Source organism: Chryseobacterium sp. MEBOG07 (genome assembly GCF_021869745.1).
Classification (GTDB): Bacteria; Bacteroidota; Bacteroidia; order Flavobacteriales; family Weeksellaceae; genus Chryseobacterium; species Chryseobacterium viscerum.
In genome coordinates, this window is the sequence record NZ_CP084579.1 from 4,307,085 (window position 1) to 4,322,740 (window position 15,656).

The 15,656-nt window shown below is 35.8% G+C and carries 12 protein-coding genes; 7 read left to right on the forward strand and 5 right to left on the reverse strand.

Annotation, left to right across the window (positions count from 1 at the left end):
* The first annotated feature begins 90 nt into the window (after positions 1–90).
* Positions 91–2,958, forward strand: a complete 2,868-nt coding sequence (locus LF886_RS19675) for a M16 family metallopeptidase (RefSeq protein WP_236851252.1) — start codon at positions 91–93, stop codon at positions 2,956–2,958.
* 72 nt (positions 2,959–3,030) lie between these two features.
* Here LF886_RS19675 and LF886_RS19680 read toward each other — a convergent pair whose 3' ends face one another.
* The 3 genes from LF886_RS19680 to LF886_RS19690 form a co-directional block, all read right to left on the reverse strand.
* Complete coding sequence (locus LF886_RS19680; RefSeq protein ID WP_236851253.1) at positions 3,031–4,107, reverse strand: GNAT family N-acetyltransferase; 1,077 nt, start codon at positions 4,105–4,107, stop codon at positions 3,031–3,033.
* Complete coding sequence (locus LF886_RS19685) at positions 4,104–5,102, reverse strand: polysaccharide deacetylase family protein (protein WP_236851254.1); 999 nt, start codon at positions 5,100–5,102, stop codon at positions 4,104–4,106. Before LF886_RS19685 ends, LF886_RS19680 begins: the two co-directional genes overlap by 4 nt.
* Before the next feature lie 72 nt (positions 5,103–5,174).
* Complete coding sequence (locus tag LF886_RS19690; protein WP_236851255.1) at positions 5,175–7,313, reverse strand: S46 family peptidase; 2,139 nt, start codon at positions 7,311–7,313, stop codon at positions 5,175–5,177.
* 259 nt (positions 7,314–7,572) lie between these two features.
* Here LF886_RS19690 and LF886_RS19695 point away from each other — a divergent pair, with 259 nt between their 5' ends.
* Entirely contained in the window at positions 7,573–8,058 is a 486-nt protein-coding gene (locus LF886_RS19695; RefSeq protein ID WP_236851256.1) for a copper resistance protein NlpE, read from the forward strand.
* Between the two features lie 33 nt (positions 8,059–8,091).
* On the opposite strand, the gene LF886_RS19700 is transcribed toward LF886_RS19695, so the two are convergent.
* The gene (locus LF886_RS19700) at positions 8,092–8,739 is read right to left on the reverse strand and encodes an MgtC/SapB family protein (RefSeq protein WP_236851257.1); all 648 of its coding nucleotides are present in this window, start codon (positions 8,737–8,739) and stop codon (positions 8,092–8,094) included.
* A gap of 202 nt (positions 8,740–8,941) precedes the next feature.
* Here LF886_RS19700 and LF886_RS19705 point away from each other — a divergent pair, with 202 nt between their 5' ends.
* The 5 genes from LF886_RS19705 (at position 8,942) to LF886_RS19725 (ending at position 12,665) form a co-directional block, all read left to right on the forward strand.
* Positions 8,942–9,526 (forward strand): hypothetical protein, encoded by a 585-nt coding sequence (locus LF886_RS19705; RefSeq protein WP_236851258.1) that lies wholly within the window; start codon positions 8,942–8,944, stop codon positions 9,524–9,526.
* 15 nt (positions 9,527–9,541) lie between these two features.
* Complete coding sequence (locus LF886_RS19710; RefSeq protein WP_103232707.1) at positions 9,542–9,940, forward strand: immunity 22 family protein; 399 nt, start codon at positions 9,542–9,544, stop codon at positions 9,938–9,940.
* 122 nt (positions 9,941–10,062) lie between these two features.
* The gene (locus LF886_RS19715; RefSeq protein WP_236851259.1) at positions 10,063–10,674 is read left to right on the forward strand and encodes a hypothetical protein; all 612 of its coding nucleotides are present in this window, start codon (positions 10,063–10,065) and stop codon (positions 10,672–10,674) included.
* Between the two features lie 43 nt (positions 10,675–10,717).
* Positions 10,718–11,452, forward strand: coding sequence for a protein phosphatase 2C domain-containing protein (locus LF886_RS19720; protein WP_236851260.1), 735 nt, complete (start codon positions 10,718–10,720; stop codon positions 11,450–11,452).
* 490 nt (positions 11,453–11,942) lie between these two features.
* Positions 11,943–12,665: a hypothetical protein gene (locus tag LF886_RS19725; protein ID WP_236851261.1), complete on the forward strand. Its 723-nt coding sequence runs from the start codon at positions 11,943–11,945 to the stop codon at positions 12,663–12,665.
* An 86-nt stretch (positions 12,666–12,751) separates the two neighbouring features.
* Here LF886_RS19725 and polA read toward each other — a convergent pair whose 3' ends face one another.
* Positions 12,752–15,586: a DNA polymerase I gene (polA, locus tag LF886_RS19730; RefSeq protein WP_236851262.1), complete on the reverse strand. Its 2,835-nt coding sequence runs from the start codon at positions 15,584–15,586 to the stop codon at positions 12,752–12,754.
* Positions 15,587–15,656 lie beyond the last annotated feature (70 nt).

The following is a 15,656-nucleotide window of genomic DNA, read 5'->3' on the forward strand; positions in this document are numbered from 1 at the left end:
GTAATAGTCATAAAAACAGGTGAACATTTTTTTTGATTCATTACATTTGTACTGCATTCCGGATTCTAAGGAGTGAAATGTGTTTTATATATGACAGACAGAAAATATAAAGAAACGGTACATACTGATAAAAACCACAACGAATATATTACAGTAACCCACGACGAAAATAACGTCAGAATCTATACTTTGAAAAATGGCTTAAAGGTTTTCCTTGCTCAAAATTTTGATGCTCCAAGAATACAAACCTTTATTCCGGTAAGAACGGGAAGTAATAATGATCCTGCTGATAATACAGGGTTGGCCCACTATCTCGAACACATGATGTTTAAGGGGACTTCCCAACTGGGGACTCAAAACTGGGAAAAGGAAAAAGAACTTATTGACCAGATCTCGGGATTGTATGAAGAGCATAAAGCTGAACAGGATCCTGAAAAGAAAAAGGAAATCTATAAAAAGATAGACGAAGTTTCTCAGGAAGCCAGCCAATATGCTATTGCCAATGAATATGACAAGGCTATTTCTTCTTTGGGCGCCAGTGGAACCAATGCTCATACCTGGTTTGATGAGACGGTTTATAAAAATAATATTCCGAACAACGAGCTTGAAAAATGGCTAAAAATAGAGAAAGAAAGGTTCTCCGAAATTGTACTCCGCCTTTTCCATACAGAGCTGGAATCTGTATATGAGGAGTTCAACAGGGCTCAGGATAATGATACAAGACTTGTGAATTATGAATTGATGGATGCTCTTTTCCCGACCCATGCTAATGGGCAGCAAACAACACTGGGAAGACCTGAGCATTTGAAAAATCCTTCTATGAAGGCTATTCATAAGTATTTTGATGAATATTATGTTCCTAATAATTATGCCATGGTAATGGTTGGGGATCTTGATTTTGAGGATACTATTCAATTAATTGATCAATATTTCGGGACCTTACCTTATAAAGAACTTCCTAAAAAGACGCCGGTTATTGAACAACCTATTACAGAAGTTGTAACCAAAACGGTAAAAAGCCCTACTACTCCACGGACTCAGCTGGCATGGAGAACAGATAGCTACGGAACAAGAGAAGCCATGCTGGCGGATATCGTTGCCAACATTCTTAGCAACAGAGGGGAAGCCGGATTACTGGATCTTCACATCAATCAGACGCAAAAAATGCTTTGGGGGCAGGCCTTTTCTGTAGGTTTAAAGGAATATGGCTATTTCTCCATCGTTGCAGTTCCCAAAGAAACCCAAACTCTGGAGGAAGCTAAAGATCTGGTATTGGAAGAAATTGAACTGATCAAAAAAGGTGAGTTTCCGGACTGGATGCTTCCAGCCATCATCAATGATTTCAAACTTCAGAGAATGAAAGCTCTTGAAACAACGGAAGGACTGGCCACCAATCTTTACGACACTTATATAAAAGGCAGAACCTGGGAACAGGAATTGAATGAAATGGATGAGTATGCTGCTTTTACGAAGGAAGAAGTAATCAGCTTTGCTAATGATTTTTTCAAGGAAAACTATGTTGTCATTAATAAAGAAAAGGGAGTTAACGACAGGCTGATCAGAGTTGAAAATCCGGGTATCACTCCTATTAAAATTAACCGTGACAGCCAATCTGAGTTTTTACAGGAAATTTTATCTGAGAAAACTGAAGATATAAAGCCTGAATTCATCAATTATGAGAAAAAGATTATCACTGACGATGTGAAAGGAAAGAAGCTGAGCTTTGTTACCAATAAATATAATGATATAGCACAACTTCATTTTATCTTTCCTTTTGGAAGTGACAACGACAGAGATCTGGCAATTTCAACTCAACTGCTTCAATATTTGGGAACAGATACTCTTTCTCCTGAAGATTTAAAAAACGAATTTTTCAAAATCGGGATCAGTAATGATTTCAAGACCACCCATGATCAGCTGATCATCACATTGAGCGGGCTGGAAGAGAATATAGAAAAAGGAATTGCTCTTCTGCAACACTGGATGCATGAGGTGAAACCTGATCAGGAAATCTATAATCAGTTTGTAGGAACTGTTTTGGAAAACCGCCAGGCCATAAAGAAGGATAAAAACCGTATCATAACAGCTCTAAACAATTATACAAAACTGGGTAGCAACTCACGTTTTACAGATGTTATTTCGAAAGAAGAGCTTGAAAGCAGCAATTCTGAAGTATTCACCGACAGAATGAAAAAGCTTTTCAAATATCCTTATCAGGTATTTTTCTATGGCAGAAATTTTGAACACTTCAAAGGATATATCGGTCAGTATATAGAAACTGAAAGCCTTAAGATAGCTGAAGCTAAGCAATATCCGGAACCTGCAACGGGAGGAAATGTCAATTTCATCAACTACGATATGGTTCAGATGGAAATGAGCAAAATCGGAAAAGGAAATCTGGTGAACCCGCTTCAATTTGGAAAGGTCAATGTCTTCAATGAATATTTTGGAAGAGGATTATCTTCCATTGTTTTTCAGGAGATCCGAGAAAGTAAAAGTCTTGCCTACTCTGCCTACGTTTCTTACGCAGCCAACTCTGAACTGAATCATCCTGACTATGTGACCACTTATATCGGAACACAGCCGGACAAATTGATGATTGCTGTAGATACTCTGAATGAACTTATGGAAGAACTTCCTGAAGTGACCATCCAGTTTGAAAATGCGAAGAATGCGGCTCTGAAACAGATTGCCTCAACAAGAGTTACCCGAAATAATATATTTTTCAATACTTTAAGGTTGAAGAGACTCAATATTCATCATGATTTCAGAAAGGATATCTATGAACAGATCCAGAATTTGAAATTTGAGGATATTAAGCATTTTTATCAGACAGAAGTCAAATCCATACATTTTAATACAGCCATTATCGGTAAAAAAGAAAACCTCGATATGGAAGCTGTTCAAAAAATGGGAACATTTAAAGAAGTAAGTCTGAAAGATATTTTTGGACATTAAGAATAAAAAACCGCTCAACATTACTGTAGAGCGGTTTTTTTATTTTTAAATGAATTGCAATTCATAATTCCCTTACGTCATCATGCAATCTCCATCTCCATCCTGATAATCCGGGTTAAAATCTTTGGGAAGCAATTCTAACAACTGTTGGTGAAACAGATATTCTCTTTTAAAATTACGCTCGTAGATGTAAGAAAATTCTTTTGACTGCTGTATAGCTTCGTTCAGTTTGGTCTGATAGCTGGTAAAACCTTTCACTTTATTTTTAATCATGAAATATTTTAAAAACCGTACGACCTCATCTAATTCAGAATCTGAAAAAAGGTAAGGAATTTTAAGATATCCATCGCGGAGCTGCAGCAACAAACAAGCTTTGAGCTCATTATTCTGATCGAAAATCTTCACCCAAAAATACTTAAATGTGTCAGCAAAACTTGAAAAGAGATATTTCTCGTCTTTCTTACCTTCCAACACCCATGGATTGTCTATAAAAACATTGATTTCTTCAGCACTACGCCTTCCTGAAAATATTGACAGAAACGCTGCACTTTCCTGATCAATCCGGTCAAGAACTTCATAGTTGAAGTCCGGTTTCTGTGTCGATAAATTCTTTATTGAGATCAACCCGTTGGCAGCTGTATCCAGAATTTGAAAAAGAGGTTTTAAGGATTGGGTTGCTGGTTTTTTTTCAGGAATCATCTTAGCAGCATCGGTTCTGAAGTAATATCTCTTCCCTTCTTTAGGAAAGACATATTCAAAAACACCCATAATATTATAGAGGGCCTCTGCTTCTTTGGTGAATTCCGTAATGGCAATTCTCCCTTTATACTCTTCAAAAACCTTTTTCAGCAATGCTTTTGTGGGTCTTTTTTTTCTGTATTCAGGGTTTACATATAAAGTGCTTAACCACGCATAACGGATTTCTTTTCCAGCAATGACAAAACTATCCGGGAAACATCCTACATAACCAATCAGTTTTTCTTCAAAGAAAGCCAGAATAAGAAGCGTGTCTTCGACTGTTGCTTTTAGATTCTTAATGTGAGAAAGCGCACGATGCTTGGTAATCGGAAGAAAATCATACTGCTGGAAAGCTCCGGAGGATATAAAATCTTCCAGTTCTTTTCTGTTGAATGTTTTCAGCGCTATCATTCTCTTATAATCGTGTTTTTATTGATCAGTTTTTTCAGTCTGAAATAAGCTATTTCTTTTTTCAGGATCTGTTTTCCGCTCTCTCCCATTTCCATTGGTATTCTTTGGAAATTTCTACTCACACTGTCCAGTTTTATGCCTGCACAACCAAAACTGCAATAGATTTCTTCATTTTTAAAGAGTTCATCAAAGAAATCTTTCTGTACTTCAAAATCGGTAAACGGAAATGCAAAGCTTTCATAGAGGAAACCATTTTCTTTTAAATAAGCAAAAGTCTTATCCGTTGTTTCCATCTGTTCTTTCAAGGATAAATCTCCGTATTTCGGGTGATCCCAGCTGTGCGAAGAGATTCCGAAACCTTTTCGGGTAAGTTCTTTTAATTCTTCTGTGCTTAAGTAGGGTTTATATTCTTTTGAATACACTTTAAAATCTACCTCAAGTTTTTCAGCAAGCCAGTCCAAAGTATCTTTTTCCTGATAATTGATTGCTAAAATTTTCTTTTGTAAAAAGCGTCTGTCTAAATTTTTAAGCGATAAGACAAAATAAATTTCCGGATCTATCGTTTTCTTTCTCTCAGCAGCATCTGCAAGAAGGCTGGCCTTGCACCTGAACATCATATCTTTATTGTCTATGAAAGCGGGATTTACAAAATTGCAGGCATAGATTCCCTTTCGTTCCAAAATGGGAGCCGCAATATCATAAAACTCTCTGAAACCATCATCAAAAGTCAGCAGGGCAATCTTTTTCTTAGGTTTAAAATTTCCGGACATAAATCCTTTGAACTCCTGCCAGTCTACAAACTGAAAATTCTTTGCCATATGATCCAGATCGTCTTCAAACTGTTTTGTAGTCTTATAACGGATCACATGTTTTATATGCGGAAGTTCTTTGTCGGAGACACTGTGGTAAAGAGGCAGGCAGTAATCCAGCGGAAAAGATTTCCCGATATTATCCGATTCAAAGGCTGCCAAAGCATTGATGATCCTGTCTTTCATCTTATTTAAAATAAAAAAGAATCTATTCAAAACTCAATTCAAATAGATTCTTAAAGGTATAACTTTTAAAAATTATTTTATCACCTTCATTTCATCAACAAGCCACTTTGAGTCAGCGAACTTCTCGATGATGAAAAGGATATATTTTGTATCTACCATGATGTTTCTGCTGAAACGCGGGTCATAGTTGATGTCACTCATCGTTCCCTCCCACTGTCTGTCAAAATTCAATCCAACAAGATTTCCGTTGGCATCAAGAGCAGGACTTCCAGAGTTTCCTCCTGTGGTGTGGTTGGTTGCAGTGAATCCTACAGGAACGTCACCCGTTTTATCTTTATAGTTTCCGAAATCTTTTTTGTTGTAAAGATCAATCAGTTTCTTTGGAACATCAAATTCATAATCTCCAGGAACGTATTTTTCCATTACTCCTGCAAGGTGAGTCTGGTAACCATAAGAAACAGCATCTCTAGGAGTAGAACCTTTTACTTTACCATACGTTACACGAAGCGTAGAGTTAGCATCCGGGAAGAATTTTCTGTCTTTATCCGTCTGCATCTGCTGAGCCATGAACTTTTTCTGTAAAGCATCTATTTTTGCCTGCATTGAAGTATACTGAGGATCTGCAGCTTTCATATACGTTTCTTTCATAGAAACATATAACTGATAAATAGGATCTTTCTTTAACGTTTTGATTAATTTATCCTGATTAGAAAACGCTTTATCAATATCAGTAGTCAATGCTGCTCCATTTACAGCCGTTCTTCCTGTGATGATAGAGTTTTTAGACATCTCTTCTATTACAGGCATATTCGGACTTTCGTCTTTATACTTGTTGAATCCGGCAGGTAAAAATTGTGGCGCTGTTTTATTAACGTACAAAGCCAATAGTTTTGCTGTTACTTTAGCATCAAGTTCAGCGCTGTAATCTTTATAGAAAGAGGTTAATTTTGTTTTTAACTTCGATACTTCCTTTTCATCCATTCTCCCTGCTTCCACAGAGGCAACAAAGTCATAATAATCACCAGCAAGCTTCAATGTTTCAGCATTTCTGATCACTTCTGTGTAATAAGCATTGTTTAATGCATAAGGTGCCTGGTCGTTGTACAATTTGTTCAACTGATCCAAAGTATTCTTGATCTCTGGGTTTTTAGCCACCAAAGAACCTTCATACATTACTTTTTTCTCAACAGCATTGGATTTTTTCAATCCTTCTACTTCACCGATCCATTTTTTCCAATAATTCGCTACTGAAGCAAATTTTGAGGCATATTTGATACGTGTTTCATTATCAACACGCATTTTTTCGTCTAATGTTTTCAAAGCAACATCACGTACAGCAATTCTTGCAGGATCAATATCCTTCATGATTTTCTCTACGCCTATTGCAGGAAGATATTCTGTAGTCTTTCCCGGGAATCCGAATACAAAAGTAAAATCGTTTTCATTTTTATCTTTTATAGAAACCGGTAAATAGTGTTTTGGAACGTAAGGTACGTTGTCTTTTGAGTATTCTGCAGGTTTATTACTCTTGTCTGCATAAATTCTGAACATAGAGAAGTCTCCGGTGTGTCTAGGCCAAACCCAGTTGTCTGTATCACTTCCGAATTTCCCAATGCTTTGAGGTGGAGCTCCTACCAGACGGATATCTTTATACGTTTCGATCGTGTAAGCATAGTATTTGTTTCCATAATACATAGGCTTTACCAGAATCGACTGGTAAGATTCAATTTTCTGAGCATTTTTATAAACCTCAATATTATTGTTGATCTTTTTAGTAAGTTCCGGCTCTGTAAGGTTATCCGTACCTTCTAAAATCTGATCGGTAGCTTCTTTTATATCTACAATAAAATCTACTTTTACTCCCGGATTAGGAAGTTCCCCTTCTGTATTTTTTGCCCAGAATCCATTTGAAAGGAGGTCATTCTGAACAGTAGAATGTGCCTGAATCTGACCGAAACCACAGTGGTGATTGGTTAAAAGCAACCCTTTAGGCGAAATAATCTCTGCAGTACATCCGCCATTAAACTGTACTACCGCATCCTTTATACTTGGTTTCTGGGTATTGAAAATATCTTTTGCAGAAATCTTCATTCCCAAATCCTTCATTTCCTTTTCATTCAGCTCTGTAGGAATCCACATTCCGCCATATTGTTGTGCAAATGCCATTGCAGCAGGCAAAAGAAATACAGATAAAAGTATCTTTTTTGTCATAATCAAAATTTTGCCCGAATTTACGAAGAAAAATAAGAATACCCTTTATAAAACGGGCGGAAAAGTTGTTAAGAAGTGGTTTTTGTAAAATGGGGTTGATGATTGGGTTAAAAGTAGAAATCTGAATCAGGAGCTATATAACGGACAACTATAATCAGCAACTTTACCCTTTAAGCTTATCTAATCCTCTCCTCCTATGGCTCAGTTTTTGTTCATTGGAGGTAACTTTATTATTAAAAACATATTTAAATCAATTATTATGATGAAAAGCAAAGTACTCATGTTGGGAATTGCATCAACTCTATTCCTTGCTTCATGTTCTAAAAAAGAAACCACTGAAACAAACGGTACTACAGATTCTGCAACAGCGATTCAACCTGCTGCTACAGACAGTATAACAAAAGCAACGCCTACAGCAGCTGGTGATACTTCGGAAAATGCATTGGACTGGGCTGGTACTTATGAAGCGACTGTTCCATGTGCTGACTGCCCGGGAATCAAGACTTCTTTAACATTGAACAATGATAAAACATTTAGTATTACTGAAGAATATCTCGACAAAAATTCAAAGAATCAGGATAAAGGATCTTTTGTATGGGATACTACAGGAAGCATGATTACTTTAAAAGGAAAATCTGTAAATTATAAATATAAGGTTGGTGAGAACATTTTGTTCCAGCTGGATATGGAAGGAAAAGAGATTGATGGTCCCAACAAAGATCTTTATATCTTCAAGAAAAAATAAAGGCTCAGGCCTTTATTTTTTGTTTTTAGATCATTAAAATTGATACCCCTTAATTTTAGGATCATCTACCAAACGCTTGGTTAGTTCTTCATGATGGGTATTTCTGCCCGTAACTCTCCAAATAACGGTAAAACCCTCCTGTGAATACTGCTGTCTGATCATCAGATAGGCTAAACGATTTTCTGTAAAGATATTCTCACAATATTTAATATCCCCTGAGCTGCTCACTGCTATTCTGTATTCTCTTACTTTATTATAATTATCAATAAAACTCTGAAGATAAGTTAAGGCACTTAGAATAATCAGAACCAAAGCAGTTCCCAACATTGCAATATAAACGTATCCGGAACCTACCGCCATCCCGATGGAAGCTGTTGCCCAAATGGTGGTTGCAGTGGTAATTCCTTCAATTTTATTATCTCCTTTGAAAATGACACCTGCACCCAAAAATCCGATGCCGGTAATGATATTGGCAGCAAGGCGGTCCGGATTGGCGACTCCTATCTTAATGGAAAGAATGGTAAACAGGCAGGCTCCGAAGCAAACAAGAATAAAAGTTCTTAGACCCGCAGATTTATTACGGTATTCACGTTCAGCACCAATGAACAGTCCTAAAATAACAGAAATAAGGATAAGCAGTAATTCATTTTTGACAGCGTAATGGTCCTGAAGAAAATCCATAATTTTTAATTTAAACCTAGAATAAATTTACAATAAAATACGATCGAGAAACTATTTTTGCTGTGAAGATTTTGTGCTTTCATCTCAAAAAAATTATTTCACAAAAAAACTTTTGTAATTTTACATTTTAATAGTTACAAATCTCTCATATAAAAGAGTTACAAAAGAGAATCAACAAAAAGATTGTAATAAGAACCCTCCTATGAAAAGCCTTATTTTTGCATTATTTACGGTATTATCCGGAATGACATTTTTACATGCCCAAAAAGTATTTAATGAAAATTATTCTTTTAAAAGTAGTGGATCAACCGTTGCTTTTGTTCCCATTATCAACAATTTTAAAGATAACGACGATATTACAAAGAAAATTTTAAGGGATACTCTTCAATTAAAATTTAATGATGCAGCTGTTTTGCGGGCTAATATGGATACAAAGGTGATGGATATTTTAAAGAAAGTCGCTGAAAAAGATTATAAATCCAAAGAAGTAAAAATGTTTCCCAATCTCACAACTATAATAAGTACTGAGGAAATGAATTATATTAAAGAAAAATTCGGCAGTGCGGATTTATTGCTGCTTCCGGTTGTTTTCAATGTCAACCAATTTATGGGAATGACTTTTGGGAATTCGCTATTCCGGCTATATGACCTTAATAATGGCGATTTTATTCAGCAATTTTCAGAAAAAATCAATGTTAATATAGGAGATCATGCAGGTTTTGCAATAATGACCGGTATGCTTATCAGCGGTGAAAAATCTCACTTGCTAAAAAATATCAAAAAATAATACTTATATAAAATTATGGATAAAGAAATTTCACACTTCTGGTTAGGGTATTTTAAAAATGAAGAAGACTTTTATAGTTTCGTAGAGGAGGATGAAAATTATTATATAGAAGAGGAAAGCGAAGATCAGTATGTTTCCAAATTTGCAGAATCTCAGAACATCAAATGGTTTGATGATGACTTTATAGAGTATGGTTTTGAGGATGAAAGGCTTGGACTTTATGACAAGTTTGCAGAATATTCTTACGCTGACCAATGGCTTCCAATCCTGGAACAAAAACTGAATGAACTAAGTCTGGATACTCCAGTGAATGCCATTATTTTTGCGACCAGATTTGCTATTCCTAATCCGGTTTCTACAGAAAACGATGATTTTTCTCTGCATTATGTAGGTCAAATAGAATACGACGTTTAATATTGGGAAATACTCTCCCTTCATTGATAACAAGTGACTTCATCAGAAATGCAGTCACTTGTTATTGATAAAAGATTCTGAAATGGCATAGAAAGTGATAATTTAATTTGTAAACTATGATCATGAACAGGAATTTTATTATTATTAATTTCATCATTATACTGCTGCTGACTGCAGCCTATATTTCCGGATATTATTTTATTAACTACCCTGCACAATTCAATTTCTGGTATTCTGTAAAAGAATCAGGTTTAGAATATCTTCCTTTTATATTGGCCATTACTGCTCTTGTCGCTTATCTTGTGAGTAGCCTACCTATTAAAAAATTAAATTTTAAGGCTAAGTTTTTAAGATTTTACCCCGTTATTAATTCTATTGTTCTTCTTTTTTTCATCTTTTCATCTGGAAATGAATTGATAAAGAATCAAAAGAAACTTTCCAAAAAAGAGGTTGAATATATCCTGCAAGCTGAAAAAGACATAAAAAATGATCAGGTTTCCATACCTTTTGCCGGAGGTTTCCCAATTCCCGCTCATGACCAACAAAACCTCAGCAAAATTCAGAACATCCGAAAAAAATACGGCATAACGTATATGAATACAGGCTGTATCATTGATCCTATTGATACCAAAGCACAAAAAAAATATACAGAAACAGTGAATCCTTATCTCGAAAAAAGAAATGGAAAAGGTTGGGAAGACAGAATGCAGAAAGAGATTGACGGTTTGAAGTAAACCTATTGTTACCTATCAGAAAATAGAAGTAATTTAGCCTCTCATGAATTTATATTCTACCTTACAAATCGGAGATTATCATATTAATCATTGCGAAGATGATCTTCTTATCAAAAAAATCGGTTCGGATAAGATTGTATGTGCTGTAATGGACGGTTGTTCAACAGCGATGGACAGTCATTTTGCTTCAACACTTATTGGAAAAATTTTACGTAAAGTCATTATTGAAGCGGGTTACAGAATATTATATGAAAAAGATAACCAACACAGTTTAGAAGAAGAACTCAAAGAGATTATAAAAGGGTTATTCAAAGAACTCAAATTTGTTAAAAACCATCTGATGCTGGATGAAAAAGAGCTCTTAACCACTCTTATTATCTTAGTTTATGATATCACAGCGGACGAAGGATTAGTCTTAACCATTGGTGACGGAGTTGTTTGCATCAATGGAAACATCACAGAATTTGACCGTAATAACAAACCGGATTATTTAGCTTATCATCTTCATGAAAACTTTGAAGACTGGTATTCTGGTCTGTCTCAGAAGATATTTTTTGATCATTTGGATGATGTTTCCATTGCAACTGATGGTATTTCAAGTTTTTCAAAAATCAAAAAGACTGATTCTGATGAAGGAATCAACTTTATGCAATATTTAATGATTGACCAGCAAAATAACGATACGGAAGAAATGCTCAACAGAAAACTTAAGCAGTTGGAACATCAATATGGCGTAAAACCCACAGATGATTTAGCTATTATAAGAATGATAAAATAATATCAAATATTTTGAACACTAAAGAAACATCTAAACCTCATCCTTTCTACCTATTTTCGAAAAGGTTATTCATTAGTATAACCATTATTTCCATTGTTACATTTGTGCAATTTTACTGGTCTATGGGAACTCTTTCAGAGCGGATGTCGAGTGGATGCCTGGATTGTAGTTTTTTTGAAGACGCTGTATTTATGTCGCTTCTAACAGGTGTTTTCTTATCAGCTGTCTTTTTTTTATTCTTCTTTATTAAAAAGACACTCGTCAAAGTTGGCATTGAGTTTCTATTATTGGTATTTGTCTGGTTATTTTGGAACTACTCCATTTTTGTAGATAGAGAATCTTCATGGAGTACTTATGATTTCAATGCAGAGATTCAATACACAATATCGCTTTCTTTTTTCCCGGTTATCTTTCTGGGATGTTCGTGTATTCTGCTTTTACATTATCAGGAAATAAAAGCTAGATTTGTATCTTATAAAAACAAACACCATTGAAAAAAATCATTCCTATTTTGCTTTTGTCTTCTTTGATAATTTATTCATGTGATAAAACTAAAACAGACACTTCGAAAGACTCTTCAACCACTATAAAAAAGGATTCAATACAAAATATTACTCAAGCTCAAAACGAACTATCAACAGCAGGAAAAGAAATCTCAGATTTTGTTTCAAATCAGTATCAAATTCAATATGAAGCTGAAGGTGATCTCAACCAGGATGGCCTTCCTGACAAAGCTTTAATTTTAAGAAAAAAAGATGACTCTTTAGCACAGAGAAAGGCTATTATTCTTTTAAAAAATCCCGATAAAACATACCGGTCATTTAAAATTTCTGAAACCGTTTTTCCTAAAGAATACAATGAATATGGTTATAAAATGCACGATACCGAAGATATCAGTATTGAGAAAGGAACATTGAATATCAATCTGTATGATATTGGGCCTAACGGCAATCAATTCAGTAAATTTAAATATATCGGTGGTCATCTGATTCTTAGTTATATTGAAACTTATAATATGGGAGCAGGTTCTCACTCCGCTCTCTATTACGAACCCATGAAAGGTAAAATCACACTTGAGAACATCAATACAATGGAAGAGGAAATGCCATCAACTATTCAAAAAGCCCAAGTGAAAAAGGAGAGATTTTTATTTGAAAATGTTTCTCTGGATGATGTTGTCAGTAATGCGTACAATTCTGTAGAAAAAGAATAAAGGTCTCCTGACTCTAATAAAAATAAAACTTCCGCCCAAAAGACGGAAGTTTTTTATTGTATCATTAAAGTATGATGTAGTATTTATTAGTGCGCTTCTAACCAATTATCTCCTACTCCAATCTCTACCAATAGCGGAACCTGTGTTTTTAAGGCATTTTCCATTTCAGTTCTGATTAGTTTTGAAGCGGCTTCAATCTCATCCGTTGGAGATTCAAATATCAATTCGTCATGTACTTGAAGCAGCATTTTTGTTTTTAGCTGTTGTTCACTGATTTCCTTGTCTATTTTAATCATGGCAAGCTTTACAACATCTGCAGCACTTCCCTGAACGGGTGCATTTACTGCATTTCTTTCTGCGTGACCTCTTACCACAAAATTGTTGGAATTGATGTCTTTCAGATGACGTTTTCTGCCTAAAATAGTTTCCACATAGCCCATCTCACGTGCTTTACTCACCTGCTCTGCCATGTATGCTTTCAGTTTTGGATAAGTTTCAAAGTAAGCTTCGATCATTTGCTTGGCTTCTGTACGGGATAATCCGGTTTGTTCTGCCAATGCAAAAGCACCTTGTCCATAGATAATACCAAAGTTGACAGTTTTAGCCTGACTTCTCTGGGTTTTCGAAACTTCTTCCAAAGGAATTTTAAAGAGTTTTGCGGCTGTGGAAGCGTGAATATCCTCTCCATTCTGGAAAGCTTTGATCATATTATCTTCTCCAGAAATTTCAGCAATTAAACGAAGTTCAATCTGTGAATAATCGGCAGAGATAATTTTCTTTCCTTCTCCAGAAACAAAAGCGCCACGAATCTGCTGTCCTCTCACGGTACGGATCGGAATATTCTGCAGGTTCGGATTGACACTTGCCAAACGTCCTGTAGCAGCTGTAGTCTGCGAGAAATTGGTATGTACTCTGTTGTCTTCTTTATCAATCTGTGAAGGCAAAGCGTCTACATAGGTAGATTTTAATTTCTGATAGGTTCTGTATTCCAGAATATGTTTGATGATCTCATGTTTTGAAGACAATTTCTGCAGAACATCTTCTGAGGTTGCATATTGCCCTGTCTTTGTTTTTTTAGCTTTTGGATCCAGCTGCATTTTTTCAAACAGAATTTCTCCCAACTGTTTAGGTGAATTCATATTGAATTCTTCTTCTGAAAGTTCAAAAATCGTAGCTTCTAATTGCTTCAGATCATTTTCAAGGTCAATACTTTCTTGTGCCAGCCATTTTTCATCCAGAGAGATTCCTTCCAGTTCCATTTTTGCAAGTACTTCCATCAGTGGCATTTCAATATTGTAGAAAAGCTCTTCCAGATTTTCTTTTTTCAGCTGTGGTGCGAAAAGTTCATAAAGTTGGAAAGTTACGTCTGCATCTTCTGCCGCATAATCGGTCTGTGTTCTCAGATCTGCATCTCTGAAGCTGCCTTGTTTCTTACCTTTCTTTCCAATAATGGTTTCAATAGATACAGGCTTGTAGTTCAGGTATACTTCCGAAAGATAATCCATCCCGTGTCTTCCATCCGGATTCAACAGGTAGTGGGCAATCATGGTATCAAACATAGCCCCTTTTACGGTGATGTCGTACTGTTTTAAAACTTTATAATCGTATTTCAGATTGTGAGCAATTTTCAGCAGATCTTCTTTTTCAAAAAACGGTCTGAAAATCTCCAATGTCTGCAAAACTTCTTCTCTGTTTTCAGAGAGAGGAATATAGTAGGCAAGTCCTTTTTTATAAGAGAAACTCATTCCCACCAATTCCGCTTCCAGTTCGTTTAATGAAGTTGTTTCTGTATCAAAGCAAACAACCTTTTGCTGTAAAAGATTATCAACCAGTTTTCTTTGGGCTTTAGGGTTATCTATAAACTGATACAGATGATCGTTATGTTCAATGCTGGATTTTGTAGAAGTAGCCTGTTCCAACTCTTCAAAATTGGCAAAAAGATCCAGCTGCATTGCCTGCCCTTTCACTTCTGCTCCGGTAGGAGTCTGCTTCACTTCCACTTCGTTTGCAGCCACTGTTTCAGCAGGTGCAGAAGCAAAAGCTCTGTAAAGGTTTTCGTACAGTCTTCTGAATTCTATTTCATCAAAGACTTCTTTTACTTTTTCAAAATCCGGAGTTTCAAGATCATATTGTTCCTGGTGAAACTCTACGGGTACATCACAGATAATGGTTGCCAGTTTTTTAGACAAAATACCACGCTCTGCAGAAGCTTCTACTTTTTCTTTTAGCTTTCCTTTCAGTTTATCAGTATTGGCTAGCAAAGTTTCAATATTCCCGAATTCTTTTAGGAATTTCATAGCTGTTTTTTCACCTACTCCTTCCAGTCCTGGAATATTATCCACTGCATCTCCCATCATGGCAAGGAAATCAATTACCTGCTTAGGGTCTTCAATCTCATATTTTGCCTTTACTTCTTCAACTCCAAGAATTTCAATATCACCTCCTTTTAATCCTGGCTTATAAATTTTAATTTTATCGGTCACCAGCTGTGCAAAATCTTTATCCGGTGTTACCATGAAAGTGGTATATCCTTCTTTTTCGGCTTTACATGCTATAGTACCTATAACATCATCAGCCTCATATCCTTCTACTCCCAGAATCGGAATATGCATGGCTTCAAGAATTCTGTGGATGTATGGAACAGCAATTTTGATCGCTTCAGGAGTTTCACTTCTGTTGGCTTTGTACTCTGAATAATCAACAGTTCTTACACTCGCCTGCCCTACATCAAAAACAACTGCCAGGTGGGTAGGTTTTTCTCTTCTGATCAATTCGATCAAAGAATTTGTAAAACCAAAGATGGCAGAAGCATCCAGTCCTTTGCTGGTGAGTCTCGGATTCCTGATTAATGCGTAATATCCTCTGAAAATCATCGCATAGGCATCGATGAGAAACAGCCTTTTATCTTGTATTGCGTCCATATTTTGAATAATGAACAAATATATGAAAATAGGAGTAAAAGTTGGTAGTACAGGATAAGGGTTTCGGGGT

Bases quoted from the DNA above. Each gene is read 5' to 3' on its own strand.
- LF886_RS19675 (WP_236851252.1), top strand. From the start codon at position 91: ATGACAGACAGAAAATATAAAGAAACGGTACATACTGATAAAAACCAC.
- LF886_RS19680 (WP_236851253.1), bottom strand. From the start codon at position 4,107: ATGATAGCGCTGAAAACATTCAACAGAAAAGAACTGGAAGATTTTATA.
- LF886_RS19685 (WP_236851254.1), bottom strand. From the start codon at position 5,102: ATGAAAGACAGGATCATCAATGCTTTGGCAGCCTTTGAATCGGATAAT.
- LF886_RS19690 (WP_236851255.1), bottom strand. From the start codon at position 7,313: ATGACAAAAAAGATACTTTTATCTGTATTTCTTTTGCCTGCTGCAATG.
- LF886_RS19695 (WP_236851256.1), top strand. From the start codon at position 7,573: ATGATGAAAAGCAAAGTACTCATGTTGGGAATTGCATCAACTCTATTC.
- LF886_RS19700 (WP_236851257.1), bottom strand. From the start codon at position 8,739: ATGGATTTTCTTCAGGACCATTACGCTGTCAAAAATGAATTACTGCTT.
- LF886_RS19705 (WP_236851258.1), top strand. From the start codon at position 8,942: ATGAAAAGCCTTATTTTTGCATTATTTACGGTATTATCCGGAATGACA.
- LF886_RS19710 (WP_103232707.1), top strand. From the start codon at position 9,542: ATGGATAAAGAAATTTCACACTTCTGGTTAGGGTATTTTAAAAATGAA.
- LF886_RS19715 (WP_236851259.1), top strand. From the start codon at position 10,063: ATGAACAGGAATTTTATTATTATTAATTTCATCATTATACTGCTGCTG.
- LF886_RS19720 (WP_236851260.1), top strand. From the start codon at position 10,718: ATGAATTTATATTCTACCTTACAAATCGGAGATTATCATATTAATCAT.
- polA (WP_236851262.1), bottom strand. From the start codon at position 15,586: ATGGACGCAATACAAGATAAAAGGCTGTTTCTCATCGATGCCTATGCG.